Here is a 24,222-nt window from a genome sequence, read left to right on the forward strand (position 1 = left end):
TCGACCTGAACCGAAAGCGCGGCGGCGTATCGCGCGATCTCCGATCGCGGACTCAGCCTGCCCGGTCAAGGTCGAGGAGTGCCACATGGATGGCGAAGAGTTCAGTTTCGACGACAACGGCGACCTGGAAAACCCGTTTCTGCACCGCCCCTGCCCGCTCAGCGCCCTGGACGGCTCGTGGCTGCTGGAGTTCTCCCCCGCGGTACCGACGCTCGTGGCGAACGCGGTCCGCGGCCCGATGCGCATCGAGGTCGGCCAGGCATCGCTGCGAGTTTCGGGTGACATCTACGTGCGGCGCCTGCTGCGGCCCATTCCCGGGTTTCCCTCCGACAGCGACGCGGACCTGCCGCAGCTGACGTTCCCCCAGCCCGTTTCCTGGTTCCCCCAGCTGCCGATCGGGCAGTACTCGTGGTACTTCCGCAGCGCCGGCGCGACCTATGTGGACGGGACGTTGAAGCTGAAGTTCGTGCGTCACCTGTGGGACTCCAACGTCGCGCAGTTCGTGTCCACCGACACCGGCGAGCTGACGTTGCGCTGCACCCGGCCGCTCGCCAACCTGCCGCGGCTGCATCCGGTGATGACCGGTCACGCCGTGATCAACGGAGGGCTCCGGATGCCGATCAAGGCCACGAAAACCTCGGCGCGGTACCGCGGTTGCCGGATCGAGGCCGACCTCATGACCGGGCGGAAGTGGCCTGCCGCGGCCGCGTCGTGCGCGGGGGTGGCGGCGACGTTCGAGGAGGTCTACCGCACCGCGGGCTGGGACGTGCAGGTCATGGTGAACGACCTGGACATCCCGGAAGACGCCCTGCTGACGGTCGCCGAGCTGCAGACGCTGATCTCGACGCATCGCCAGGCCGCGGCGAACGCCAACGAGTGGCGCCTGTGGATGCTGGCGGGATCAGCCAACGCGCGCGGGAGCTTCGGGCTCATGTTCGACGAGGACGGCACGCCGCGTGAAGGCGTTGTCGGGTATGCCGACGCGCGGTTCGGGGACCAGGACTTCGTCCTGCCGAGCGCGCGCAACCAGGCGCTCGACGACGTTCCCTTCGCGTTCCTGCGCACCCTCGTCCACGAGGCCGGGCACGCGTTCAACCTGTTCCACCCCAAGGACGACGTCCACCTGAACCCGATCGGCACGACGATCATGAACCAGACCGGGGACGTCATGGGTTTCGCGAGCCCCGCGAACCCGTACCCCTGCAACGCGAGCCTGACCTTCGACCAGCACAACAGGAACTCCCTGATCCACGCGCCCGATCCGCAGGTCCGCCCGGGGTGGCGGCTGTTCGGCTGGGGCCACGGTTCGGCGAGCTCCGGTGTGCCCGAACCCGCCGACGTCCACGGGCTCGTCCTCGCACCGGACTCCCCCGACCTCCGGCTCACGCTCAAGCTTCCGGCCGACGCGCACCAGGGCGAGTACGTCGTGGCCGAGGTCGAGGTCACCAACATCGGCGACACGGCTCGCGACGTGAGCGCCGCCATGAACCTCGCCCAGGGCGATCTGCGGCTGCTCCGCGTCCGGCCGTCGCAGACCGTCGACCAGATCCACGACATCGTGCTCGCCTGCGGCCCCAGGGAAATGGTCCGGCTGCAGCCTTCTGAGTCGCTCACCGGACGCGTCCAGCTGCTGTTCACCAGCGTCGGCTACACGTTCGACGAACTCGGCTCTCACGACGTGTACGCGGAGTTCGACCCCGGTGAGGGCGACCGGGTCGTCCGCAGCGCGCCCGTCCGCGTGCACGTGCGCCCACCGCTCACCGGCCAGGAGCTCGCCTGCGCACACCTCACCGCGGACAACGGCGTCGGCCGGGCCGTGGCACTCGGCGACTTCGGCCAGGACTTCGCGACCGGCGACCGGCTCGCCGCCCTCGCGGAGCAGTACCCGGAGACCGACACCGGAGGGGCCTTCGCGCTCGTGATGGCCAACTCCCTCGCCAGGACGCACACCGACTTCAGCACCGCGGACACCCGCACGGCGAGCGCAGGCGACGCCCAGCGGTTCCTGAACCTGGCGGCACGCACCCGGTCCGCCCCGGAACTGCTGGCACTCGCGACGACGGTGGCCTGCGCGGTCGAGATCGACGCGCCGGTCGTCGGCATGGCACTCGACGCGGCGAGCGCCGACGCGTCCGAACCCGAGATGGCGGAAGCGCGGGAGATCGCCGCCGACTTCTGCGCTCCCGAAGCGAGGTGATCCGCCTCGCCCGATCAGGCACTGCAAGTGTACGCAAGTTCTTGCGTACACTTGCGCCATGACGCAACGGAGGCTGGCCGAGGTCGCGGCCAAGGTCGGGGTGAGCGAAGCGACGGTCAGCCGGGTGCTGAACGGGAAACCCGGCGTCTCGGACGCCACGCGGTCGGCCGTGCTCACGGCGCTGGACGTGCTGGGCTACGAGCGGCCCACGCAGCTGCGGGGTGAGCGGGCGCGGCTGGTCGGGCTGGTGCTGCCCGAGCTGCAGAACCCGATCTTCCCCGCGTTCGCGGACGTGGTGGGCAACGCGCTGGCGCAGCGGGGGTTCACGCCTGTGCTGTGCACGCGGACCGCTGGTGGCGTGACCGAGGCCGAGTACCTGGAGTTGCTGCTTGAGCAGCACGTTTCCGGGATCGTGTTCGCCGGTGGGCTGTACGCGCAGCGGGACGCGAGTCATGGGCACTACCAGCAGATGATGTCGCGGAAGCTGCCGGCCGTGCTGGTCAACGCGGCGATAGACGACCTGGCGTTTCCGCGGGTCTCGTGTGATGACGCGGTGGCGGTGGAGCAGGCGTACGGGCACCTCGTGTCGCTGGGGCACAAGCGGATCGGGGCGGTGCTCGGGCCACCTGACCACGTGCCGAGTCAGCGCAAGCAGCAGGCGATCGACAAGTGCGGCGGGGCGGTCGTCGAGCACGCCATGTTCTCGCTGGAAGGCGGGCAGGCCGCAGCCACGAAGCTGGTGCAGCGCGGGGTCACGGCGATCATCTGCGCCAGTGACCCGCTGGCGCTGGGCGCGATCAGGGCGGTCCGGCGTGCCGGGCTCGACGTGCCCAAGGACGTGTCGATCATCGGGTACGACGATTCGGCCTTCATGACCTGCACTGATCCGCCGCTCACCACTGTGCGCCAACCCATCGAGGCGATGGGGCGGGCCGCGGTGGAACTGCTGGCCAACCAGATCTCCGGCAACGCGGTGGCGCCGGACGAGCTGCTGTTCGAGCCCGAGTTGGTGGTGCGGGCCTCCTCTGCCCCCGTGAGGTAACAAGACAGTCGCCTTCTTGCGAGTTTTCGTCCAGATATTGCGTTCAGATGTAACGGCGTCTTATGGTCGCCGTCACATCGACGCGCTCGCGAGAAGGGCGGCCCCACCATGAAGAAGTCCGCTGCCGTGCTGCTTGGCGGTGTCCTCACTATCAGCGCAGTCGGCTGTGGGAGCGGCACCCCGAGCGAGACCGGTGGCAAGGTCGTGATCAACATCAACGGCCAGCCGCCGCAGACGCAGGCGTTCGACCGCAAGGTCTTCGACGAGGACGTGGCCGAGTTCGAGAAGGCGAACGCCGACATCGACCTCGTGCCGCACGAGGGGTTCATGGATCCCAAGACGTTCTCCGCGAAGCTCGCGGGCGGACAGCTCGAAGACGTCTTCTACGTCTACTTCACGGATCCGGCCGCGCTCATCGCCAGAAAACAGGCGGCCGACCTCACCGACTACGTCAAGGACGTCCCGCACTACGGCGACCTCAAGCAGGAGCTCAAGGACGTCTTCACGGTGGACGGCAAGGTCTACGGCCTGCCGACCGCGAACTACACGATGGGCCTGCTCTACAGCCGCGCCAACTTCACCAAGGCCGGCCTGAACCCCGACTCCCCGCCGAAGACGTGGGACGAGGTTCGTGCCGCGGCGAAGAAGCTCAAGGACGCCGGCGTCACCGGGTTCGCCGAGTACAGCAAGAGCAACCAGGGCGGCTGGCACTTCACGACGTGGATGAAGTCCGTCGGCGGTGACATCGCGAAGAAGAGCGGCGACACCTACAAGGCCGACTTCAACAACGACAAGGGCAAGGAAGTCCTGCGCCGCCTCAAGGAGATGCGCTGGGACGACAACTCCATGGGCGAGAAGCAGCTCCTGGAGATCGGCGACGTGCAGAACATGATGGGCGCGGGCCAGCTCGGCATGTACCTCGCGGCACCGGACAACGTCGCCGCGATCGTCAACCAGTTCAAGGGCAAGTACGACGACTACGGCCTGGCCGCGATCCCGGAGCAGAAGGGCACGCTCCTCGGCGGCGAGGGCTACATGATCAACCCCAAGGCCACGCCGGAGAAGATCAAGGCCGGCCTGAAGTGGATCCAGTGGAAGTACCTGAACCCGGATCGGCTCGAGGCGAACCTGCAGAAGTACAAGGACCGCGGCCAGCCCGTCGGCCTGCCGATCCCGCCGATCGCCGACATCTGGACCGGTGAGCCGCGCTCGAAGCAGGAAGCACTCAAGGGCAAGTACGCCACCATGCCGGTGCAGAACTTCCAGGCCTATGTGGACGGTTCGGAGAAGACCAAGGGCAGCCTCGAACCGCCGCAGGCACAACAGGTCTACGCGATCCTCGACAGCGTGGTGCAGGCGACGCTGACGAACAAGGACGCTGATCACGCACAGCTGCTCGCGGACGCCGAGACCAAGGTCAACGCCGTCCTGGCACAGGTGAAGTAAGTGCGGCGCCACGTCACCGCGTACGGTTTTCTCAGTGCCGCTCTGGTCGTCTTCGCGGTGTTCTCCTGGTATCCGATCGTGCGCGGGGTCGTCCTGAGCTTCCAGCAGGTCAACTTCGTCACGAGTCCGGACTGGGTGGGCTGGGAGAACTTCGAGCGGCTCTTCGCGGACCCGCTGTTCGCGGTGGCGTGGCGCAACACCCTCTACTTCACGGTTCTGGCGCTGATCATCGGTTTCGGCGTCCCGTTCCTGACCGCCGTGGTGCTCAACGAACTGCGGCACGCCAAGGGCTACTTCCGGCTGCTGGTCTACCTGCCGGTGATGCTGCCGCCGGTGGTCACCGCCCTGCTGTGGAAGTGGTTCTACGATCCGGGGCCGGGCCTGTTCAACTCCGTCCTCAGAGGACTCGGGCTGCCCGCCCTGCAGTGGCTGGACTCCGCGAGCACCAGCATGATCAGCCTCGTCCTCGTCATCACGTGGGCGAACATGGGCTCGGCGACGCTGATCTACCTGGCGGCGCTGCAGACCATCCCGGGTGAGCTGTACGAGGCGGCGGACCTGGACGGCGCGGGAATTCTGAAGAAGGTCTGGCACATCACGATCCCGCAGACCAAGTTCGTCATCCTCATGCTGTTGCTGCTGCAGGTCGTCGCGACGATGCAGATCTTCACCGAGCCGTTCATCATGACCGGCGGCGGCCCGGAGGAGTCCACGGTCACCGTGCTCCTGCTGCTCTACCGCTACGCCTTCTACTACAACGACTTCGGCACCGCGAGCGCGCTGAGCCTGATCCTGTTCGCGGTCCTGGGCGTCTTCTCCTTCCTGTACCTCAAGATCACCAGGAAGGCGGACGCATGAGAACCCTCACGAGGCCGGGCGGCAAGGCCTACTGGGTGGTCCTCGTGGCGACCCTGGTCCTGTTCACCGCGGCGTTCCTGCTCCCGCTGGTCTGGGTGCTGCTCGGCGCGTTCAAACCGCCGGCGGAACTGGCGCAGCAGCCGCCGACGATCCTGCCGCAGACGTGGGAACCCGGCGCCTACGCCGACGCGTGGAACTACATGGACCTCGGCCGGTTCTTCCTCAACACGTTCGTCGTCGCGATCGGCGCGTGGGCCGTGCAGATGGCCGTGATCGTGCCCGCGGCCTACGCGCTGAGCAAGCTGAGGCCGTTGTTCGGCAACGTGGTCCTCGGGCTGATGCTCGCCACGCTGATGCTGCCCTCGACGGCGGTGCTGGTGCCGGTGTACCTGACGCTCACCGACCTCGACCTGCTGAACAACCCGGCGGGCATCTGGCTGCCGGCCGCGGCGAACGCGCTGAACGTCTACCTGCTCAAGCGGTTCTTCGACCAGATCCCGGAAGAACTGCTGGAGGCGGCCAGGATCGACGGCGCGAACACCTGGACGACGCTGGTCCGGGTCGTGCTGCCGATCTCACGTCCCATCCTCGCCGTCGTCTCGATCTTCGCGGTCGTGGCGGCCTGGAAGGACTTCATCTGGCCGCTGCTCGTGTTCCCCGACCCGGCGAAGCAGACGCTCAGCGTGGCGCTGCAGCGCTTCGCCCCCGACACCCCGATCAACCTCCTGCTCGCCGGACTCGTGCTGGCGAGCCTGCCGATGGTCGCGCTGTTCCTGGCGTTCCAGCGGCACATCCTCGCGGGGCTCACCGCGGGCGGCGTAAAAGGCTGAAAGGACACCAGATGAGTTGGTGGCGCAACGCATCCATCTACCAGGTCTATCTGCGCAGCTTCGCGGACGGCAACGGGGACGGCATCGGCGACCTGGCCGGCCTCCGCGCCAAGCTCCAGCACATCGCTGGCCTCGGCTTCGACGCGATCTGGCTGAACCCGTGGTATCCGAGCCCGCTCGCCGACGGCGGCTACGACGTGGCGGACTACCGCGACATCGAGCCGGTGTTCGGTTCGCTCGCCGACGCCGAGAAGCTGATCGCCGACGCGCACGGGCTCGGCATCAGGATCATCATCGACCTCGTCCCGAACCACTGCAGCGACCAGCACCCGTGGTTCAAGGACGGCCTGTGGGATCGCTTCCACGTCCGTGACGGCGACGAGATACCCAACGACTGGCAGTCGCGGTTCGGCGGCCCCGCGTGGAGCAAGCTCGACGACGGCCGCTGGTACCTGCACCTCTACGCCGCCGAGCAGCCGGACTTCAACTGGGAGAACCCGGTCGTCGAGGACGAGTTCGAGGACATCCTGCGGTTCTGGCTCGACCGCGGCGTAGACGGCTTCCGCATCGACGTGGCGGACGGGCTGGTCAAGGACTTCAGCAGGCCGGACGCCGACCTGCCGTACTCCGACCAGGACGGCGTGCACGAGATCTACCGCGAGTGGCGCAAGATCGTGGACGAGTACGACGGTGACCGCATCCTCGTCGGCGAGATGTGGCTGCCCGACCCCATCAGATTCGCCCGCTACCTGCGGCCCGACGAGATGCACTCGGCGTTCAACTTCGACTTCCTGTGCTGCCCGTGGAACGCGCAGGAACTCCGGCAGGTCGTCGACAGCACGCTCGCCGCGCACGAACCCGTTGGCGCGCCACCGACCTGGGTGCTGTCGAACCACGACGTCACCCGGCACGTGACCCGCTACGGCCGTGAGAAGACCGGTTTCTCCTTCGCGGACAGGCAGCACGGCGCCCCGACCGACTTCGAGCTCGGCACGCGACGGGCCCGGGCGGCGATCATGCTCACCGCCGCACTGCCCGGTGGCGTCTACGTCTACCAGGGCGAGGAACTGGGGCTGTGGGAGGTCGAGGACCTGCCGGACGAGCTGCGCGAGGACCCGGTGTGGCACCGGTCCGGCTTCACCGACCGCGGCCGGGACGGGTGCCGCGTGCCGCTCCCCTGGTCCGCCGACGACGGCCCGAGCTGGTTACCGCAGCCGGAGAACTGGCAGCAGTTCTCGGTCGCGGCCCAGACGGACGATCCTGAATCGATGCTCGCCCTGTACCGCCAGGTGTTCGCCCTGCGCCGGGCGATCGACGGCGACCTCGAGTGGCTGGATCTCGGCGAGGACGTGCTGGCGTTCAGGCGGGGCGGCCACACCTGCGTCGTCAACCTCTCGGAAAAGGCGATCGATCTGCCCGGGACGCCAACGTTGTCAAGCATCCCGCTGACCAACGGCCAACTCCCACCCGACGCAGCAGCCTGGCTCTCCTAACCCTTGATCAAAGTCATGAGGGTGACCTTCATGGACCTGAGGTCCATGAAGGTCACCCTCATGGCATTCACGGGCGGGTGGCGTAGGGGGTGTCATCTACCTTGGCGGCCTCGGTCGGCAGGTTCTTCACGACACCGGTCGCCGTCGTGTTCACCGCACCGGTCGCGATGTTCTCGAACATCTCCGTGAACGGCCCCGACGCCTTCGGCATGACGCCCTTCAGCACGTCCTTGATCTTGTCGAGCGTCTTGAAGATCGTGTCGATGACCTTGGACAGCCCGCGGATCGTCTTGATGATCTTGTCGAGCCAGTCCGAGACCTTCTTGGCCCACTTCATGATGAGCCGGATGCCGTCGGCGATGATGCCCGGCGTCGCGAGTCCGACGGTCAGCAGCGCGGCCGCCGCCCACCGGATCAGGGCCTGCACGAGCTCGCTCATCGCCATCGAGATCAGGTCGCGCACGATCGTGCGCACCGTCGCGACGGCGACTCCGGCACCGGTCAACGCGGCGCCGACGCCCTCGGCCGCGATACCCGCGGCCTTGACTCCCTGCGCTTCCAGCTTCGCCACCGGTGTGTACGCGGCGATCGCGGCACCCTGCCACTGAGCGGTGTCGGCGTCGACGACGCGCGCCATCTCCTCGCCGGCCTTCTTCAGGTGATCAGCCACGTTGCCCCAGGTCGCGGCGTTCTGGTTGATCACACCGGGGTTGCCGGCGAGCGAGTTGAGCATCGACGTCAACGGTTCGACGTGCTCGATGAACCACGAGAACGCCGACGACAGCAGCGTGCCGAACGGGTCCGTGAGGAATCCCAGCGCGTCGATGCCCGCGCCGAGAACGTTGATGCCCGCCTCCGCCCAGTCACCCCGCTGGACCGCGGCCACCGCGTCCGCTGCGGGCTCGATCAGGTTGATACCCGCCGTGAAGGGGGTGGGACCGGGGCCGTTGGCCACCAACGGGTTCGGTGCGGTCATGACGTCAGCTCCCCCAGCTTCTCGATGATCTTCTTGAGGTTGCCCTCGATGGCCTGGTCGGCGGCGTCGTAGACGTCGGCCATGCCGTTGACACCGTCCACAGTGGCGTCGACGACACCCTTGGAGGTCGCGATGGCGAGCTGGCCCGCGGACTCGACCGTGCCCATGATCGGATCCAGCAGCGGGCTGCAGAGGATGCCGTAAGCGTTGGCGCCGTTGATCCGCGCCTGCCCGATGGCCTGCTGCGCCGTCTCGATCTGCTTCACGATTCCGTCCAGCCGCTTGGCGTGCTCACGCATCGCCTGGGTGTGGACGTTGAACGAACCGGTCACGGAGATCACCAGCCCTTGTTGTCGCGGGCGAAGTTGTGCCCGCCGAAGTCGTCGTCGTCAGAAGGACCGGCGGGCCTGCGCGGAGCGGGGTCAGCTGGCTCGGGCTCCGGGAAGCGCTCGTGGTAGCCGCCCATCAGCGCGCCCATGGTCTCGGAGTCGCCGCCGATGATCGGCGCCATGACCTCCTGCATCTTCGCCGCGATCTGTGCCTGGGCGGTGCGCATGGCACCGAGGATCTCGGCGGACAGCTGCGCGGGCTGCTTGCGCAACGCCGCGTCAGTCAGATCCAGTGCCGAGACGACACCGTTCTGGTCGACCGTGACGGACACCGAACCGTCAGAGGAACGCTGGGTCACCTTGACCGCGTTCGCGACCTGTTTCATCTCGTCGGCCTGCTTGAGCTTGGCCTGGATCTGCTCGTTCCACTGACGCATCATCGCGTCGGGATCAGCTGCTGCCGGATTCATCTACTCCCTCTCCTGTGCTTTCTTGCGGCGGGAAGCCACCGTGCCGAGAACGGCCAGCGCCCCGATTCCGCCAATCCCCATACCACCGAGTGCCGAGCCGAGACCCAGCACCACGCTCGGTTCGAAATCGGCGCGGTACACCGGCGGGTTGTCGGGCCCGTTGCGGACCTTGCCCGCGCCCCGCTGCACCACCGGTACTTCCTCGTCGTCCGGGGTGAGCTGCCCTGGCTCGGCCGTCACCCGCGTCCGCCTCCCGCTCTCCCACTCGACGTCGGCCTGGCAGATCCACCAGGTGCCGAAGCCGTGCACGCTGACCGGTCCTCTGCTCGTGCAGTCGGCCACGCGTGCAACACCCCGGTCCGTGACGGGCCTGCTGTTCGTCCCGGCGGTGGGATCGAACTTCGTGAAGCCGGTCATCCCCAGCAAGCAGCCGCCGCCCAAGATCGCCAGCGCGAACACACCCGCGACCCACTTCATGTAGTGGTTCCCCTCGTCGACTTCCTGTTTGACTTCGTACCGCTCCGTCCGGTTCCACCGAATTCAGCAGCCATCTGGCCGCCATCCGGGCACACGGACAGGGCGGTTCGGGCGTGCCCAGTCTGGTCGAACAGCGTGAACGGTGCGTCACACACGGCGAACCGGGCAAAAATCGGGCAGGATTTCACTCAGTTGTGGCGGCGACCACAATGTTTCGAGGGTGTTTCATCTAGACACGGCCCGAACGGGCAACCCGGAAGCCGAATGGGCAGGTGACATGCGAGCTGAAGAACGCAAGCGGCGCATCCTGGCCAGGGCGCGCGCCGATGGCCGCGTCGACGTGGTGGAGATGGCGCAGGAACTGACCGTCGCACCCGAAACCGTCCGGCGCGACCTGCGGGTGCTCGACGAGCACGGCCTGGTGCGGCGCACGCACGGCGGCGCGATCCCGGTCGAGAGTGCCGGCTTCGAGACCGGACTGCGGTTCCGCGCCGGCTCGCACGTGCCGGAGAAGCGGCGGATCGCGAAGGCCGCCGCCGAACGGATCGACGACGCCGAGACCGTGTTCATCGACGAGGGCTTCACACCGCAGCTCGTCGCCGAGGCGTTGCCCACCTCCAACCCGCTCACGATCATCACCGCCTCGCTGCCGACCGCAGCGGCGATGTCGGAACACCCGTCGTGCGTGGTTCTCCTGCTGGGCGGCCGGGTCCGCGGCCACACACTGGCCACGGTGGACCACTGGACGACCAGGATGCTCGGCGAGATGGTGATCGACCTGGCCTACATCGGTGCCAACGGCATCTCCCGCGAGCACGGCCTGACCACGCCCGATCCTGCAGTCGGCGCGGTGAAGGCCAAGGCGCTCAGCGTGTCCCGGCGGAAGATCTTCGTCGGAACGCACACGAAGTTCGGTGTGTCGAGCTTCAACCGGTTCGCCGAGGTCGCCGATCTGGAGGCGATCGTGACGGACTCCGGCCTGTCCGCCCACGAGGCCCACCGCTACTCCCTGCTCGGTCCCAAAGTCGTCAGAGCCTGAGAACCCCCACCTGGGCGCACGTCAGGTGTCTTCAACGCGCCCGAAATTCCCCCGGAAAGGAACCGACGATGTCGTCGATTCGCACACTCGGCGCCGCCACCGCTGTGTTGCTACTGGCCTCCGCCTGCTCAGGCGCGGGAGGTGGTGGGGGCAGTGACACCAACTCGGTGAACGTGCTGATGGTGAACAACCCGCAGATGCAGGACCTGCAGAAGCTCACCGCCGACAACTTCACCAAGGACACCGGTATCAAGGTGAACTTCACCGTGCTGCCGGAGAACGACGTCCGCGACAAGATCAGCCAGGACTTCTCCAGCCAGGCCGGGCAGTACGACGTCGCGACGATCTCCAACTACGAGACGCCGATGTACGCCAAGAACGGCTGGCTCGCACCGATGGACGACTTCGTCGCCAAGGACAGCGCGTTCGACCAGGCCGACCTCCTGGAGCCGATCAAGCAGTCGCTGACGGCCGCGGACGGCAAGGTCTACGCGCAGCCGTTCTACGGCGAGTCGTCGTTCCTGATGTACCGCAAGGACGTTCTCGACGCCAAGGGCGTCACGCTGCCGGAGAAGCCGACCTGGCAGCAGGTCGCCGAGGCCGCGCAGAAGGTCTCCTCCCCCGAGATGCGCGGCATCTGCCTGCGCGGCCAGCCGGGCTGGGGCCAGGTGATGGCGCCGCTGACGACGGTCGTGAACACCTACGGCGGCACGTGGTTCACCAAGGACTGGCAGGCGCAGCTGAACGCGCCGGAGTTCAAGGAGGCCACCAAGTTCTACGTCGACCTCGTGCGCAACTACGGCGAGGCGGGCGCTCCGCAGGCCGGGTTCGCCGAGTGCCTGAACAACATGACGCAGGGCAAGGTCGCGATGTGGTACGACGCCACGGTCGCCGCCGGCCTGCTGGAGGCCGACGACTCGCCGATCAAGGGCAAGCTCGGGTTCGCGCAGGCACCCGTGGTGAAGACCGAGACCTCAGGCTGGCTCTACACCTGGGCGTTCGGCATCCAGAAGGCGTCGAAGAAGCAGGACGCGGCCTGGAAGTTCATCTCGTGGGCGTCCGGCAAGGGCTACGAGGAACTGGTCGGCAAGAACCTCGGCTGGGCGAAGGTGCCGGACGGCAAGCGTTCCTCGACCTACCAGCGCGCCGAGTACAAGCAGTCCTCCGGCTCGTTCTCCGCGCAGGCCGAGGCCGCGATCAAGGGCGCGAAGCCGCTGAACCCCGGCGTGCAGCCGCGGCCGGCACCGGGAATCCAGTTCGTCGGCATCCCGGAGTTCACCGACCTCGGCACGCAGGTGTCGCAGCAGATCAGCTCGGCCATCGCGGGCGCGGTGTCGGTCGACGACGCGCTGAACAACGCACAGGGACTCGCGGAAAAGGTCGCGCAGAAGTACAAGGGGCAGTGATATGGCGGTTCTGACGCGGGAGCGGCCGGCTGTGGACCGGCCGCCTCCCGTCCCCCGCAACAAGTACCCGAAGTGGGCGAGGCGGGCGCCCTTGCTGCCCGCGCTCATCTTCCTGATCATCGTGACGCAGCTGCCTTTCGTGGCGACGCTGGTCATCTCGTTCATGAAGTGGAACTCGCTCGACCCGGCCAACCGCGGGTTCGCCGGGTTCGACAACTACGTCAACGTGTTCACCGATCCCGACCTGCGATCGTCCATTGTGAACACGATCGTGCTGACCGCGTCCGTGGTGCTGATCAGCCTGGTCCTCGGGCTCGGGCTGGCGCTGTTGCTGGACAAGAAGTTCCGGGGCCGCGGGTTCGTCAGGACGATGCTGATCGCGCCGTTCCTCGTCGTGCCCGTCGCGGCGGCGCTGATCTGGAAGCACGTGCTCTACAACCCGGAGTACGGCCTGTTCAACGGCATCCTGAACTGGCTGGGGTTCAACGCCCAGCCGGACTGGATCAGCACGATGCCGATGAGCGCCGTGGTGCTGTCGCTGGTGTGGCAGTGGACGCCGTTCATGATGCTGATCCTGCTCGCGGGGTTGCAGAGCAAGCCGATCGAACCGGTCGAGGCCGCCACGATCGACGGCGCCTCGTCGTTCCAGATCTTCCGCTACCTGACGTTCCCGCACCTGCGGCAGTACCTGGAGCTCGGCGGTCTGCTCGGCTCGATCTACATCGTGCAGAACTTCGACGCGGTCTTCACCATCACGTCGGGCGGTCTGGGCACGGCGAACCTGCCGTACATGATCTACCAGACCTTCTACCAGGCCCACGAGTACGGCGAGGCGTCCGCGGCCGGCGTGATCGTGGTGGCGGGCTCGATCCTCATCGCGACCTTCGCGCTGCGCGTGGTGTCGTCGCTGTTCAAGGAGGAGGCGCGATGACCAGGATTTGGGGTGTGCTCGCCTGGTTCGCCGGCATCGTGTTCTTCGCGCCGGTCGCCTGGATGTTCCTGACCTCGCTGCACAGCGAGTCGGACGCGGCCACGAACCCGCCGTCGCTCGCGGCGCCGCTGACCTTCGACGGCTACGCGGAGTTCTTCGACGCGGGCGCGTGGCCACCGCTGATCAACTCGTTCAGCGCCTCGATCGGCTCGACGATCATCGTGCTGCTGCTGGCCATCCCGGCCGCGTACGCGTTGTCGATCAAGCCGGTGGAGAAGTGGACCGACGTCCTGTTCTTCTTCCTGTCCACCAAGATGATGCCGGTCGTCGCGGCGTTGCTGCCGATCTACCTGATCGCGCAGTTCGCCGGGATGCTCGACAACATCTCGTTCCTCACGCTGCTCTACTGCTCGATGAACCTGCCGATCGCGGTGTGGCTGATGCGATCGTTCCTGTCCGAAGTGCCCAAGGAGATCCTGGAAGCGGCCTCGATCGACGGCGCGGGCCTCATCACGATCCTGCGCCGGGTGGTCGCGCCCATCGCGATGCCCGGCATCGCGGCGACGGCGTTGATCTGCTTCATCTTCAGCTGGAACGAGCTGCTGTTCGCGCGGGTCCTGACCGGTGTCGTCGCCGGTACCGCACCGGTGTACCTGACCGGTTTCGTCACGTCTCAGGGTCTGTTCCTGGCCAAGGTCTGTGCCGCGGCTGTCGTGGTTTCTCTGCCGGTGCTCATCGCCGGGTTCGCCGCCCAGGACAAGCTGGTCCAGGGCCTGTCGTTGGGAGCAGTCAAGTGAAAGCAGCAGTGATCACCGGCGTCGGGTCCGTCGAAGTGACCACTGTGGACGATCCTTCGTGCGGACCGCGCGAGGTCGTCGTCGACGTGGCGGCCTGCGGGTTGTGCGGGACGGACCTGCACATCCTGCAGGGCGAGTTCGCTCCCACCTTGCCCGTCGTGCCAGGGCACGAGTTCGCCGGGGTGGTGGTCGAGATCGGGTCCGCGGTCACCGAGTTGCGCATCGGTGACCGGGTGGCCGTGGACCCGTCCCTCTACTGCCACGAGTGCCGGTACTGCCGGGCCGGGCGCAACAACCTCTGCGAGCGGTGGGCAGCCATCGGCGTCACCACGGCCGGTGGCGCGGCGGAGTTCGCGGTCGCACCGGTGGCGAACTGCGTGAAGCTGCCCGACCACGTGCGGACCGAGGACGCGGCGTTGATCGAGCCGTTGTCGTGCGCGGTGCGCGGGTACGACGTGCTGCGATCGCAGATGGCCTCGCGGGTGCTGATCTACGGTTCCGGCACGATGGGGCTGATGATGCTGCAGCTCGGCAAGCTCACCGGGGCGTCGTCGATCGAGGTCGTGGATCTGAACGCCGACCGGCTGAAGACCGCGGTGCAGCTCGGCGTCACCGGCGTGGGGTCCTCGGCCGACGAGCTGGACCGGCCGGAGGGCTGGGACGTCGTCATCGACGCCACCGGCAACGAGAAGGCCATCCAGGACGGCCTCGCGCGGGTCGCCAAGGGCGGCACGTTCCTGCAGTTCGGCGTCTCGGACTACTCGGCGCGGGTCACCATCGAGCCGTACAAGATCTACAACCAGGAGATCACCATCACCGGCTCGATGGCGGTGCTGCACTCGTTCGAACGGGCGGCGGACCTCTTCGCCACCGGAGTGCTCGACCCGGAGATCTTCATCAGTGACCGGGTGCCGCTGGCCGACTACGCCGGTGCGCTCGACCAGTTCAAGGCGGGCCAGGGTCGCAAGATCCAAGTTCTACCCTGAGCAACGTGCGTGGCCCCGATCGTCCCAGCGATCGGGGCCACCCGTGTATCTGGCCTGATCCCGGCCACTCCTTCCTGACATGTCGAAGTCCGGGCAGAAGGTAGTACCGCCGTACTTTTCGCACATGTCCGACGAAGAGCTCCTCGCCTGGTACGCGGAGCTGCAGGCGCGCGCTATGAACGCGCCGCCTGGGGACGTCGATTTCGACCACGGCCACGAGGCCGGCAAGCCGATGACCGTGGAGGAGTTGCGCCACCGGATCATGACGTTCCAGGGCTGGCCGGGAAGCATCGGCACGCTCGACGACGGTTCGCCGTTCCACAACCTGTGGCACTGGCTCAACGGCTGACCCGGGCCGAGGTCGTCCTCGCCCGGGTCATCAGCGTGCTGGTGGCCGCGTGTGTGCTCTTCGCCGTCGTGCACACAGCGGTCACCAGCACGGTTTCGCATCCGCGGAACTGGCTGGTCGCGTTCGCCTGCACGCTGCTCGGCGTGCGGGTGATCGGCCACGTCCGCAGGTCGGCCGTCGGGTGGTTGCTGCTGGTGATGGGCGTGTTCGGCGCGGTCGCCGTCGCGGTCGCCGGGCAGCCCGCCGATCATCCGGCCCGCTGGGTCGAAGCGTGGGTCTGGTGGCCGACGTACGCGTTGCTGCCCGCGGTGGCACTGGTCTTCCCGAACGGCAAGCCCTTGAGCAACCGGTGGTGGATCGCCATCGGAGCCAGTCTGTTCAGCGCGGTGCTCGGCGCGGTCGGGATCGCCTGGGCGTCGTGGGGAAACCCCGTCGGCTTCTGGCAGACCCGTGGCGGCGGGCTCGCCAAGACGCTCACGCTGATCGCCGTGATCGCGGCCGGAGCCGCGGTGATCGCGGCCGTGGTGTCGTTGATCCTGCGGTGGCGGCGGGCGCAGGGCGACGAACGCCGGCTGCTCGTGTGGGCGGTCGGGCTGCTGGCCCTCGCCGTCGCGGCGACCGTGGTGGAGACGACGGACGGGCACGTCGCGTGGATCGTCGGCGTGCTGGCGTTTCCCGCCGCCGCGGTGATCGCGATCCTGCGGTACGGGTTGTACGACATCAGCCTGCTCATCCACCGGTCGTTGCTCTACGGCACGCTCACAGTGGTGCTGCTGCTCGTCTACCTGGGCGTGATGCTCGGGGCGAGCGGGCTGTTCTCCGGCGACGCCGAGGTGCTCGGGGTCGTGGCGGCGGGACTGGTGTTCGCGCCGATCCGCAGCTGGGTGCAGCGCAGGCTCGACCGGTGGCTCTTCGGCGCGCGGGCGGATCCCCATGCCGCTTTGTCGACTTTGAGCGAGAAACTCGAACGGGCACAGGACGTGCTGCCGACCGTGGCCGCCACGGTCGCGGAGTCGTTGAAGCTGCCCTACGTGGCGATCCGCGGTGGGTCGGTGCTGGCCGAGCACGGACGCAGCCGCGGGTGGCCGTTGTTGCGATTTCCCATGACGTACCGTGGTTCTCCGGTCGGCGAACTGGTCGTCGAGCCGCGTGCGCCCGACGAACGGCTGAGTGACCGCGAGCTGAGCCTGCTCGTGGACCTCGCCCGCTCCACCGCGCCGGCCGCGCAGTCGATCAAGCTGACCGCCGATCTGCAGCTCGCCCGTGAACGGCTGGTGCGTGCGCGAGAAGAGGAACGGCTGCGGTTGCGGCGCGACCTGCACGACGGCGTCGGCCCGGCTCTGGTCGGGATTCGCTTGCAGCTCAGGGCGTTGCGGCGATCGTTCGGTGAGGCTTTGGACCCGGTGCTCGCCGACGTCGACTCGACCGCGGGCGAGGTGCGCCTGCTCGTGGACGGACTGCGGCCGCCGATCCTCGACCAGGGGCTGGCCCTGGCCGTGCGGGACGAAGCCGCGCGGTTCAACGGGGAGCTGACCGTCCGGGTGGAGGCCGAGGAGATCGACGGACTGTCTGCGGCCGTCGAGGTCGCGGCGTACCGGATCGTCGCGGAGGCGCTGACCAACGCCGCCCGCCACTCCGGCGCCTCCACCTGCCTGATCATCGTCAGGACCGACGGTGACCTGGTCGTGGAGGTCGTCGACGACGGGAACGGGGTCGCGGCCGACGCCAAACCCGGTGTCGGGCTCGACTCGATGCGCGAACGGTGCGCGGAGCTGGGCGGATCGTGCACAGTGGAACCCGCCGAACCTCGCGGAACGCGGGTGGTGGCGCGGATTCCGCTGGAGGCGCAGTGACAGCGAGCGCAGGGCCGTCGAGTGCTGGGACATCGAGTGTGGTTACGCGGGTCGTGATCGCGGACGACCACCCGGTGTTCCGGCGCGGGCTCAAAGCGTTGCTGGACGGCGAGGACGGGCTCGACGTGGTCGGCGAGGCCGCGGACGGAGCGGCAGCCGTGGCCGTGACGCTGGAGGTCGCGCCGGACGTCGTCGTGCTCGACCTGCACATGCCGGGACTGGGTGGCGTGGAGGCCGCCAAGCGGATCCTGGACGCGTTGCCCGGTGTCGGGGTTCTGGTGCTGACCATGCACGAGGACGACGAGCTGGTGTTCGCCGCGATGCGCGCCGGAGCACGCGGCTACCTCGTGAAGACCACGGACGACGACGAGATCGTGCGTGCGGTGCAGGCGATCGGCGCCGGCGAGGCGATCTTCAGCGCCACCATCGCGCAACGCATGATGGGCTACTTCACCGCGATCTCCTCGTCGAAGGCGGTCGCGTTCCCGCAGCTCACCGACCGGGAACGGGACGTGCTGGAGCTGATGGCAACAGGGTTGGACAACACCTCGATCGCGCACCGGCTGAGCCTGTCGAGCAAGACCGTGCGCAACCGGGTGTCCGCGATCTTCACGAAGCTCCAGGTCGCGGATCGCGCGCAGGCCATCGTCCGCGCCCGCGAGGCCGGCCTCGGAAGTCCCACCTGATCGGGACAACGGTCACCTGACGAAGGGACACGTCCCCCGGTGGGATCGGCGTCATCCGCCGAAGGGGGCCAGATGGACATCACCTGGGACGTCGCACACGCGCGGCTCAGCCACGAACGCATGCTGCACATCACCAACGCGCTCATCTCGATGCGCCCGGACACCGTCACGCTGGGGGGAGGGGAGCCCCTCGGCGTGCCTGGGCTGTTCGAGATCGTCGAACTGTTCCGCCGGGCCGGTATCGGCATCGTGCTGCGCACGTCCGGCAAGTCACTGCACCCGTCGATGGTGCGGACGCTGCTGGTCTCGTGCACGCGCATCGAGGTGTGCGCGATGGCTTTCACGCACGCCCTGCACGCCTTGCACCTGCTCGACATCGGTGCCGCGAAGCTCGACCGGCACGCCGCGTTCGGACTGGACGCCACAGGTATCCGGCGTGGGTTCGACCGGCTGGAGGACTTCTGCGCCACCACCGCGTTCGACCTGCCGCGGCTGGGGTTCATCGCGTTCAGCGAGTCGATCGGGCCGGATCATGCGCAGTACCTGCAGTCGCTTGCGCCGCAGAGTGTGCGGGTGTCTGTTCAGACTGCCAACACGTCGGTTGCGATCAGCCGGTCCAGCTGAGCTGGCGGCCGGATTGCGTTGGCGGGTGGTCGGGTTTCGTTGGCGGGCTCCGGTTGCGTAGGGGCGGCACGGCTTCGCCTTTCGCCGACCCGGCACATGCCCTCCTTCGTCGGGCGTGTCCCGGAACGAATTTCCGTGGTCAGCCTGCGTAGGTGGTTGCGGGGCGTGGTCCCGTGGCGTGCGTTGGCGTCTGGTGCGTGCGTGGTTCATAGGTGCGTGTTGCGTTGTCTAGAGAGAACTGTGCGCACGGCGCCATATACCGTCTGACCTGGGGTTTCACCCGATCGTGCAATAGAATTCGAACACGTGTTCATGCCATGATGGACGCATGACAGTGACGGCGTTGGGGCTTGCTTCTCCGCTTGAGCTCCTCGACGAGCTCAAGCGGAAAGTCCGTGCGCTGCAACAACTCCAGCATCAGGTGCTCACGATCGTCGGTGCGCTCGATCAGCAGGGCGCGGCAGAAACGTTGGGGTACAAGGATCTCGTCGAAGTCTTCAAGCATGTGCTTCGCTGGGATCCGAAGACCACCCGCCGCAAACTCAAGCAAGCCCAGGCGCTCTGTCCGACCGTCACGCCCACCGGTTCGAAAATCGAGCCAGCACTACCGGGTGTTGCGGCTGCGATGGCGGCGGGCGAACTGTCCGAAGACCACGTCGACGTGCTTGCCGAAGCCATGGCCGGACTGCCCAAAGCAGCCGAAGAACACGTCGTGGAGTACGCGCGGCAGCACGAACCCCGCTCAGCCAAGGCATTCTGCAAAGAGCTGGCCTACCGGCTCGACCAAGACGGGCCCGAGCCCAAGGAGCCGGAGCCGGTGCAGCCGCGCAACGTGCTGCGGCGGAAGTGGCAGGGCGGCCGGTATCAGTTGTTCGCCGATCTCGATGCGGAGACCGGGGCGAAGCTGGACGCGTTGATCGACCCGCTGGCCAAACCCGAACCCGAGGATCTGCGGTTCGCGCCGGAACGGGAAGGCGACGCGTTCTGCGACGTCGTCGACCTCGCCCTGCGCGCCGAACGGCACCCCGGCTTCCGCAAGCACTGCCACGGCGGCGAACGCGTCCAGCTCACCGTCACCGTCAACTACGACGAACTCCGCAAAGGCATCGGCGCCGCCCGGCTCGACAACGGCGAACGCCTCCCGATGCGGCAGGTCCGCAAGATCGCCTGCGACGCCGGCGTCATCCCGATGCTGCTCGGCTCCCGCTCCCAGATCCACGACGTCGGCCGCAAAACCAGAGCCATCAACGCCGGACTACGCCGCATCCTCGTCGCCAGAGACAGAGGCTGCGCCCACCCCGGCTGCACCAGACCACCCAGCCACTGCGAAGCACACCACATCAAGTCGTGGGCCGAAGGAGGCGAGACCAACGTCAAAAACCTCGTACTCCTCTGCCGCAGACACCACGACCTGCTCCACCACTCCGACTGGCAAGTCCAAATGATCGGCGGAGTACCGATGTTCCGGCCGCCCGCCTTCATCGACCCCCAACGAAAACCACGACGAAACCAGCTCCACGCCGCATGATCGCGCGCGCCAACGCCACCGATCGGTTCGCCGCGACAAGCTCGAAGGTGGGGCCGGACTCGCCCAGAGGTCCGGCCGACCGCATCACTCACCTCGGCGCACCAAGACCAACGTCGCGCCGTGCCCACACCGCACCTGGAGGACAGCCGCCAATGAGCCGCATCAGCAACCTTGCGGGGTCAAGACACCTAGAACGTGCTGCCGCGGACCGCGAACACCTGCTCGACCGATTGACCAGATCCGAGAGCGAGCCGCAGCAGCACGCGTGCCTTGCGCGGGCACAACCACCCGGCCATCACCGCGCCGCGCTTGATCAGGTCCGACTCGGACCCGGTGAAGCCGTAAGTGTTGCGGAACGTGGTGCCCGCGCCGGTCCGCGTCGCGACTACGATCGGGAACCGCGCGCGGGAGATCGCCTCGGCCATGCCCGCCGACACGTGGCCCACGCCCGCGGCCGCGACTACCACTCCGCCTACGTTGAGCCAGTCGAGCAGGGCGCCGTCATCGTCCAAAGTGGCCTCGATCAGCGGAACCGTTGGCACGTCGGCTGGTCGGGGCAACGCCGGGAGCTGGTGCGCGGGGTGGAAGTACTGCGGGGTGCCCTCGGTGACCAGGCCCAGCGGGCCGGGGAACGACTCGAAGGCGCTCGGCAGGCTGCTGTGCGCCTTGCGGACCCAGCGGGCGGCGTGGATCTCGTCGTTCAGCACCAGGAGTGCGCCGCGGCCGCGGGAGTTCTGCGCGCCGGCCGTGGCCACGGCGGCGGCCAGGTTGGCCGGGCCGTCCGCGCCTGGCAGGCCGGGGTGGCGCATCGCGCCGGTGACGACGACAGGCTCCTCGTGAGGCCACAGGCAGTCGAAGAAGTACGCGGTCTCTTCCAGGGTGTCGGTGCCCTGGATGATCACGACCCCGGCGGCGCCTTCGGAGACCTGTTTGTTGGCCCAGTCGAAGGTGTCGAGGAGCGTGGCGAAGGTCAGCGAGGCGCCGGGGACGGTCGCCAGGGTGGCGATCTCCCCCACTTCCAGGTCCTGGACCAGGTCTTTCGCGCCCAGCGTCGGCGCTACTCCCCCGGTGCCCGTCATCGTGATCGTGCCGCCGAGCGAGGCCACCGCCACACGTGATTCCATGCACTCACCATAGGGGTGTCCCAGTCTCCGGAACGATTTGTGCCCGATGGACCGACCCGTGAGCATTGGCGGGTGTCCAACGTTGTCATCCGCTCTGCCGCAGACGTGAACGCGCTGGTCAACTCCGGTGCGGCGCGCGGCAGCAACGCTCGTGTGATCGTGTTCCTCGCGCTCGGCGGGATCTTCCTCGACGCGTACGACTTCAGCTCACTCGCCTACGGCATGCGGGACATCACCGCGCAGTTCGGGTTGTCGCCGGTGTGGGCCGGGATCGTGAACGCCTCGATCATGGTCGGCGCGGTCGTGGGGGCGTTGTTCGGTGGCGTGCTGGTCGACCGGATCGGCCGCTACCGGGTGTTCATGGCGGACATGCTGTTCTTCGTGGTCGCGGCTATCGGCTGTGCGCTGGCGCCGAACGAGTACGTGCTCGTGCTGTTCCGGTTCCTGATGGGCATCGGTGTCGGGATGGACCTGCCGGTCGCGATGGCGTTCCTCGCCGAGTTCTCGCGGCTGACCGGGCGCGGCAGCAAGGCGTCGCGGACCGCGGCGTGGGCTCCGGCGTGGTTCGCCGCCACTTCCGCCTGCTACCTGATCATCCTGGGGCTCTACCAGGTCGTGCCGCACGAGCACCTGTGGCGGTTCACGGTCGGGTTCGGCGCGGTGCCGGCGATCGCGATCCTGCTGGTGCGCAAGAAGTACATGAACGAGTCGCCGTCGTGGGCGGCGTCGCAGGGCGATCTTGAAGGCGCGGCCCGGATTCTGCGTGAGTCGTACGGGGTGGACGCGGTCGCCGCCTCGCCGACGGTCGTCGCGGAGAAGCCGCGTGGGTCGTTCCGGCCGTTGTTCAACGCTCGGTACCGGCTGCGGACCACGCTTGCTCTCGCGGTGGCGTTGGCGCAGACGTTCGCCTACAACGCTGTCGCGTACGGGTTGCCGGTGATCATCGCGTCGTTCCTGGCGCAGGGGCCGACGACCACGATCACGGCTTCCTTGGTGCTGAACCTCGGGTTCGCCGTCACGGGTGGCCTGCTGGGGATTCGCTGGGCCCGCAAGGGTGCGTGGCGGATGACCGTGCTCGGGTTCGCCGTGCAGCTCGCGTCCCTGGTGACGCTGGCGGTGATCGGCAAGCCCACCGGGGCGTTGGCACTGGCCGCGCTGTTGTCCCTGGGCGCCTTCCTGTTCGCGCAGGCGTGGGGGCCGGGCGCGCACTACATGACGTTCGCGTCGCTGAGCTACCCCACGTCGCTGCGCGGTGTCGGTGTCGGCTTCAACCAGGGCGTGCTGCGGATCGGGTCGACGCTGTCGTTGTTCCTGTTCCCGATCCTGGCTTCGGCGCTCGGCACCGGGGTGTTCTGGGTGATCGCGGCGGCGCCCGCGCTCGGATTGCTGGCGCTGCTGCTGATCCGCTGGGAACCCGTCGGCTACGACGTGGACGCCGAGGACACCGACGAGCGTGATTCCATTCCCTCACGATGACGCACCAGCTCGCCCACGCCGGGACCACCTTCGTCAACTTCTCCAACGGCACCTACCGGTGGGTCCACATCACCCGCTTCCGGATTCCTGCCGTTGCTGACGACAGTTCCGCGCTCGCCGCGTTGATCGAGCACGAGCTGTACGGGAACAACTACGCCGGCGGTGACCCCGGCGACGACCCCACGCGGCACGGCCCGTACTGGCGGGACCGCGTCACGCCCGCAGTCTTCGACCTCGTCGGTGGTGACACCGCGGAGTCCCGGCTGCGGGCTTGGGCGCGACAGGAGAAAGACCCGCCCGAGACGGTGAGCGCCGACCTGGAACGCGAGGTGTTCCAGCCGTTGCGCGCCGCCGAGCGGGTCTACCGGCTCCGCGACCTCGGCGACGACGCCCTGCACGACTGGGGCGGGGTCCTGTGGGAGTACGAGGAACACGTCCTCATCGGGCCCGCCTTGCTCACCCTGGTCGTCGCCGCCATCGACTGACGGCGCTGGACACTGCGGCCAGCGCCGTGGTCCTCAGCCGATCACTGGCGCCAGTAGGTGATGTTGCGGAAGCGGGCCTCCGCGCGGCCGCTGCCGTGGTGGTAGACGCCGTTCTTGAAGTAGCGGTTCGCCGGGCCCTCGTCGGCGTGGGTCAGCTTGAGCGAGCCGTTGTAGTAGGTCCGCGTCGTGCCGGTGCCGTTCGCGACCGCGGTGTGCTCGATGCGGATGGTGAACCACTTGTTGTAGATCCCGGTCGCGATGACCTGGTTGCTGTCCTTGCGGAGCGTGCCACCGTTGATGTTGGTGACGTTGAGCATGATGTCGGTGGCACGGGTGCCGGCCGGGCGCGTCTCCCGCAAGATCTGCACGATCGTGGGACCGCTGACGCCGCTCGGGACGTAGATCTCGCCCTGCCAGGCGCGCTGGCCGCTCGTGTACTCGGTGTTGAACCGCAGTTCGGTGCGCGGGTCCGTCGGGCTGCCCTGGGTGTGCGGCTCGTCGTAGTCGTAGACCCACATGGTGTGGACGCCGCCGGTGAAGCTGTACCTGGCGCTCTGGGCGAGGTTCCACGGCTTCTGGACGGTGTAGCTGTACGGGGCCGACACCCACTGCGCGGACGGCGGCTGGGCCAGGGCCTGACCAGCCGAAGCCACGACCAGGGGTGCGGTGAGCGCCAGGCCCAGCATGGAGCGGCGCGTGTGGAGTGCAGGGGTTTCCACGTTGAATCCCTCCGACCTCGATAAGTGGTCTAGGCCACTACTGTGAGGTGCGAGGACGGAGGGAATCAATGCTTTGTTCAGTTTCCGGAACAATGTTCAGG

24 protein-coding genes are annotated in these 24,222 nt (G+C 67.7%); 18 read left to right on the top strand and 6 right to left on the bottom strand.

Features of this window, described 5'->3' with window-relative positions; all coding sequences use genetic code 11:
* Positions 1 to 85 precede the first annotated feature (85 nt).
* The 6 genes from ACIA8G_RS20290 to ACIA8G_RS20315 all read left to right on the top strand — a co-directional run bounded on the left by ACIA8G_RS20290 (position 86) and on the right by ACIA8G_RS20315 (position 7,866).
* On the top strand, positions 86 to 2,197 hold the full coding sequence (locus tag ACIA8G_RS20290; protein ID WP_396420121.1) for a hypothetical protein: 2,112 nt from the start codon (positions 86 to 88) through the stop codon (positions 2,195 to 2,197).
* A gap of 58 nt (positions 2,198 to 2,255) precedes the next feature.
* The gene (locus tag ACIA8G_RS20295; RefSeq protein ID WP_396420122.1) at positions 2,256 to 3,239 is read left to right on the top strand and encodes a LacI family DNA-binding transcriptional regulator; all 984 of its coding nucleotides are present in this window, start codon (positions 2,256 to 2,258) and stop codon (positions 3,237 to 3,239) included.
* A 108-nt stretch (positions 3,240 to 3,347) separates the two neighbouring features.
* A complete protein-coding gene (locus ACIA8G_RS20300; protein WP_396420124.1) occupies positions 3,348 to 4,685 on the top strand; it encodes an ABC transporter substrate-binding protein in 1,338 nt (445 codons plus the stop codon).
* Positions 4,686 to 5,543: a carbohydrate ABC transporter permease gene (locus tag ACIA8G_RS20305; protein WP_396420126.1), complete on the top strand. Its 858-nt coding sequence runs from the start codon at positions 4,686 to 4,688 to the stop codon at positions 5,541 to 5,543. It begins immediately after the preceding gene.
* A complete protein-coding gene (locus ACIA8G_RS20310; protein ID WP_396420127.1) occupies positions 5,540 to 6,373 on the top strand; it encodes a carbohydrate ABC transporter permease in 834 nt (277 codons plus the stop codon). The genes ACIA8G_RS20305 and ACIA8G_RS20310 overlap by 4 nt, the downstream gene beginning before the upstream one ends.
* An 11-nt stretch (positions 6,374 to 6,384) precedes the next feature.
* The gene (locus ACIA8G_RS20315) at positions 6,385 to 7,866 is read left to right on the top strand and encodes an alpha-amylase family glycosyl hydrolase (RefSeq protein WP_396420128.1); all 1,482 of its coding nucleotides are present in this window, start codon (positions 6,385 to 6,387) and stop codon (positions 7,864 to 7,866) included.
* A gap of 67 nt (positions 7,867 to 7,933) precedes the next feature.
* Here the strand turns inward: ACIA8G_RS20315 and ACIA8G_RS20320 are convergent, their stop codons facing one another.
* From ACIA8G_RS20320 to ACIA8G_RS20335, 4 genes are read right to left on the bottom strand one after another with little or no spacing between them, the layout of a single operon-like run.
* Positions 7,934 to 8,842: a WXG100 family type VII secretion target gene (locus ACIA8G_RS20320; protein WP_396420129.1), complete on the bottom strand. Its 909-nt coding sequence runs from the start codon at positions 8,840 to 8,842 to the stop codon at positions 7,934 to 7,936.
* Positions 8,839 to 9,174 carry a type VII secretion target gene (locus ACIA8G_RS20325; RefSeq protein WP_396420130.1) on the bottom strand — a complete coding sequence of 112 codons (336 nt, stop codon included), beginning with the start codon at positions 9,172 to 9,174 and terminating at the stop codon, positions 8,839 to 8,841. The genes ACIA8G_RS20320 and ACIA8G_RS20325 overlap by 4 nt, the downstream gene beginning before the upstream one ends.
* Before the next feature lie 5 nt (positions 9,175 to 9,179).
* Positions 9,180 to 9,641, bottom strand: a complete 462-nt coding sequence (locus ACIA8G_RS20330; RefSeq protein WP_396420131.1) for a YbaB/EbfC family nucleoid-associated protein — start codon at positions 9,639 to 9,641, stop codon at positions 9,180 to 9,182.
* Positions 9,642 to 10,118 carry a DUF6346 domain-containing protein gene (locus tag ACIA8G_RS20335; protein ID WP_396420132.1) on the bottom strand — a complete coding sequence of 159 codons (477 nt, stop codon included), beginning with the start codon at positions 10,116 to 10,118 and terminating at the stop codon, positions 9,642 to 9,644. It abuts the gene before it with no gap.
* 277 nt (positions 10,119 to 10,395) lie between these two features.
* On the opposite strand from ACIA8G_RS20335, the gene ACIA8G_RS20340 reads away from it, so the two are divergent.
* From ACIA8G_RS20340 to ACIA8G_RS20385, 10 genes are all read left to right on the top strand, one after another.
* Positions 10,396 to 11,157 carry a DeoR/GlpR family DNA-binding transcription regulator gene (locus tag ACIA8G_RS20340; protein ID WP_396420133.1) on the top strand — a complete coding sequence of 254 codons (762 nt, stop codon included), beginning with the start codon at positions 10,396 to 10,398 and terminating at the stop codon, positions 11,155 to 11,157.
* A gap of 68 nt (positions 11,158 to 11,225) precedes the next feature.
* Positions 11,226 to 12,563, top strand: a complete 1,338-nt coding sequence (locus tag ACIA8G_RS20345; RefSeq protein ID WP_396420134.1) for an ABC transporter substrate-binding protein — start codon at positions 11,226 to 11,228, stop codon at positions 12,561 to 12,563.
* A 1-nt stretch (position 12,564) separates the two neighbouring features.
* Positions 12,565 to 13,494 carry a carbohydrate ABC transporter permease gene (locus ACIA8G_RS20350; protein WP_396420135.1) on the top strand — a complete coding sequence of 310 codons (930 nt, stop codon included), beginning with the start codon at positions 12,565 to 12,567 and terminating at the stop codon, positions 13,492 to 13,494.
* On the top strand, positions 13,491 to 14,291 hold the full coding sequence (locus ACIA8G_RS20355) for a carbohydrate ABC transporter permease (RefSeq protein ID WP_396420136.1): 801 nt from the start codon (positions 13,491 to 13,493) through the stop codon (positions 14,289 to 14,291). The genes ACIA8G_RS20350 and ACIA8G_RS20355 overlap by 4 nt, the downstream gene beginning before the upstream one ends.
* On the top strand, positions 14,288 to 15,277 hold the full coding sequence (locus ACIA8G_RS20360; protein WP_396420137.1) for a zinc-dependent alcohol dehydrogenase family protein: 990 nt from the start codon (positions 14,288 to 14,290) through the stop codon (positions 15,275 to 15,277). The genes ACIA8G_RS20355 and ACIA8G_RS20360 overlap by 4 nt, the downstream gene beginning before the upstream one ends.
* Positions 15,278 to 15,401: 124 nt before the next feature.
* On the top strand, positions 15,402 to 15,626 hold the full coding sequence (locus ACIA8G_RS20365) for a hypothetical protein (RefSeq protein ID WP_396420138.1): 225 nt from the start codon (positions 15,402 to 15,404) through the stop codon (positions 15,624 to 15,626).
* A complete protein-coding gene (locus ACIA8G_RS20370) occupies positions 15,605 to 17,479 on the top strand; it encodes a sensor histidine kinase (protein ID WP_396420139.1) in 1,875 nt (624 codons plus the stop codon). The genes ACIA8G_RS20365 and ACIA8G_RS20370 overlap by 22 nt, the downstream gene beginning before the upstream one ends.
* A gap of 38 nt (positions 17,480 to 17,517) precedes the next feature.
* Positions 17,518 to 18,165, top strand: coding sequence for a response regulator (locus ACIA8G_RS20375; RefSeq protein ID WP_396420140.1), 648 nt, complete (start codon positions 17,518 to 17,520; stop codon positions 18,163 to 18,165).
* A 72-nt stretch (positions 18,166 to 18,237) separates the two neighbouring features.
* On the top strand, positions 18,238 to 18,789 hold the full coding sequence (locus ACIA8G_RS20380; protein ID WP_396420141.1) for a hypothetical protein: 552 nt from the start codon (positions 18,238 to 18,240) through the stop codon (positions 18,787 to 18,789).
* Between the two features lie 328 nt (positions 18,790 to 19,117).
* Positions 19,118 to 20,317 (top strand): DUF222 domain-containing protein, encoded by a 1,200-nt coding sequence (locus ACIA8G_RS20385; protein ID WP_396420142.1) that lies wholly within the window; start codon positions 19,118 to 19,120, stop codon positions 20,315 to 20,317.
* A gap of 188 nt (positions 20,318 to 20,505) precedes the next feature.
* Here the strand turns inward: ACIA8G_RS20385 and ACIA8G_RS20390 are convergent, their stop codons facing one another.
* The gene (locus tag ACIA8G_RS20390) at positions 20,506 to 21,441 is read right to left on the bottom strand and encodes an asparaginase domain-containing protein (RefSeq protein WP_396420143.1); all 936 of its coding nucleotides are present in this window, start codon (positions 21,439 to 21,441) and stop codon (positions 20,506 to 20,508) included.
* A gap of 72 nt (positions 21,442 to 21,513) precedes the next feature.
* On the opposite strand from ACIA8G_RS20390, the gene ACIA8G_RS20395 reads away from it, so the two are divergent.
* Positions 21,514 to 22,917, top strand: coding sequence for an MFS transporter (locus ACIA8G_RS20395; protein ID WP_396420144.1), 1,404 nt, complete (start codon positions 21,514 to 21,516; stop codon positions 22,915 to 22,917).
* The gene (locus ACIA8G_RS20400) at positions 22,914 to 23,402 is read left to right on the top strand and encodes a hypothetical protein (protein WP_396420145.1); all 489 of its coding nucleotides are present in this window, start codon (positions 22,914 to 22,916) and stop codon (positions 23,400 to 23,402) included. Before ACIA8G_RS20395 ends, ACIA8G_RS20400 begins: the two co-directional genes overlap by 4 nt.
* A gap of 41 nt (positions 23,403 to 23,443) precedes the next feature.
* Here the strand turns inward: ACIA8G_RS20400 and ACIA8G_RS20405 are convergent, their stop codons facing one another.
* Positions 23,444 to 24,121: a polysaccharide lyase family 7 protein gene (locus tag ACIA8G_RS20405; protein WP_396420146.1), complete on the bottom strand. Its 678-nt coding sequence runs from the start codon at positions 24,119 to 24,121 to the stop codon at positions 23,444 to 23,446.
* Positions 24,122 to 24,222 lie beyond the last annotated feature (101 nt).

Origin of the sequence: Lentzea sp. NPDC051213 (genome assembly GCF_044455585.1) — a bacterium.
Lineage (GTDB): Bacteria > Actinomycetota > Actinomycetes > Mycobacteriales > Pseudonocardiaceae > Lentzea.

Excerpts from the sequence above, each read along its gene's own strand:
- ACIA8G_RS20295 (WP_396420122.1), top strand. The coding sequence starts at position 2,256 with ATGACGCAACGGAGGCTGGCCGAGGTCGCGGCCAAGGTCGGGGTGAGC.
- ACIA8G_RS20300 (WP_396420124.1), top strand. The coding sequence starts at position 3,348 with ATGAAGAAGTCCGCTGCCGTGCTGCTTGGCGGTGTCCTCACTATCAGC.
- ACIA8G_RS20355 (WP_396420136.1), top strand. The coding sequence starts at position 13,491 with ATGACCAGGATTTGGGGTGTGCTCGCCTGGTTCGCCGGCATCGTGTTC.
- ACIA8G_RS20390 (WP_396420143.1), bottom strand. The coding sequence starts at position 21,441 with ATGGAATCACGTGTGGCGGTGGCCTCGCTCGGCGGCACGATCACGATG.
- ACIA8G_RS20315 (WP_396420128.1), top strand. The coding sequence starts at position 6,385 with ATGAGTTGGTGGCGCAACGCATCCATCTACCAGGTCTATCTGCGCAGC.
- ACIA8G_RS20340 (WP_396420133.1), top strand. The coding sequence starts at position 10,396 with ATGCGAGCTGAAGAACGCAAGCGGCGCATCCTGGCCAGGGCGCGCGCC.
- ACIA8G_RS20330 (WP_396420131.1), bottom strand. The coding sequence starts at position 9,641 with ATGAATCCGGCAGCAGCTGATCCCGACGCGATGATGCGTCAGTGGAAC.
- ACIA8G_RS20400 (WP_396420145.1), top strand. The coding sequence starts at position 22,914 with ATGACGCACCAGCTCGCCCACGCCGGGACCACCTTCGTCAACTTCTCC.
- ACIA8G_RS20335 (WP_396420132.1), bottom strand. The coding sequence starts at position 10,118 with ATGAAGTGGGTCGCGGGTGTGTTCGCGCTGGCGATCTTGGGCGGCGGC.
- ACIA8G_RS20385 (WP_396420142.1), top strand. The coding sequence starts at position 19,118 with ATGACAGTGACGGCGTTGGGGCTTGCTTCTCCGCTTGAGCTCCTCGAC.
- ACIA8G_RS20290 (WP_396420121.1), top strand. The coding sequence starts at position 86 with ATGGATGGCGAAGAGTTCAGTTTCGACGACAACGGCGACCTGGAAAAC.
- ACIA8G_RS20320 (WP_396420129.1), bottom strand. The coding sequence starts at position 8,842 with ATGACCGCACCGAACCCGTTGGTGGCCAACGGCCCCGGTCCCACCCCC.
- ACIA8G_RS20310 (WP_396420127.1), top strand. The coding sequence starts at position 5,540 with ATGAGAACCCTCACGAGGCCGGGCGGCAAGGCCTACTGGGTGGTCCTC.
- ACIA8G_RS20350 (WP_396420135.1), top strand. The coding sequence starts at position 12,565 with ATGGCGGTTCTGACGCGGGAGCGGCCGGCTGTGGACCGGCCGCCTCCC.
- ACIA8G_RS20345 (WP_396420134.1), top strand. The coding sequence starts at position 11,226 with ATGTCGTCGATTCGCACACTCGGCGCCGCCACCGCTGTGTTGCTACTG.
- ACIA8G_RS20365 (WP_396420138.1), top strand. The coding sequence starts at position 15,402 with ATGTCCGACGAAGAGCTCCTCGCCTGGTACGCGGAGCTGCAGGCGCGC.
- ACIA8G_RS20380 (WP_396420141.1), top strand. The coding sequence starts at position 18,238 with ATGGACATCACCTGGGACGTCGCACACGCGCGGCTCAGCCACGAACGC.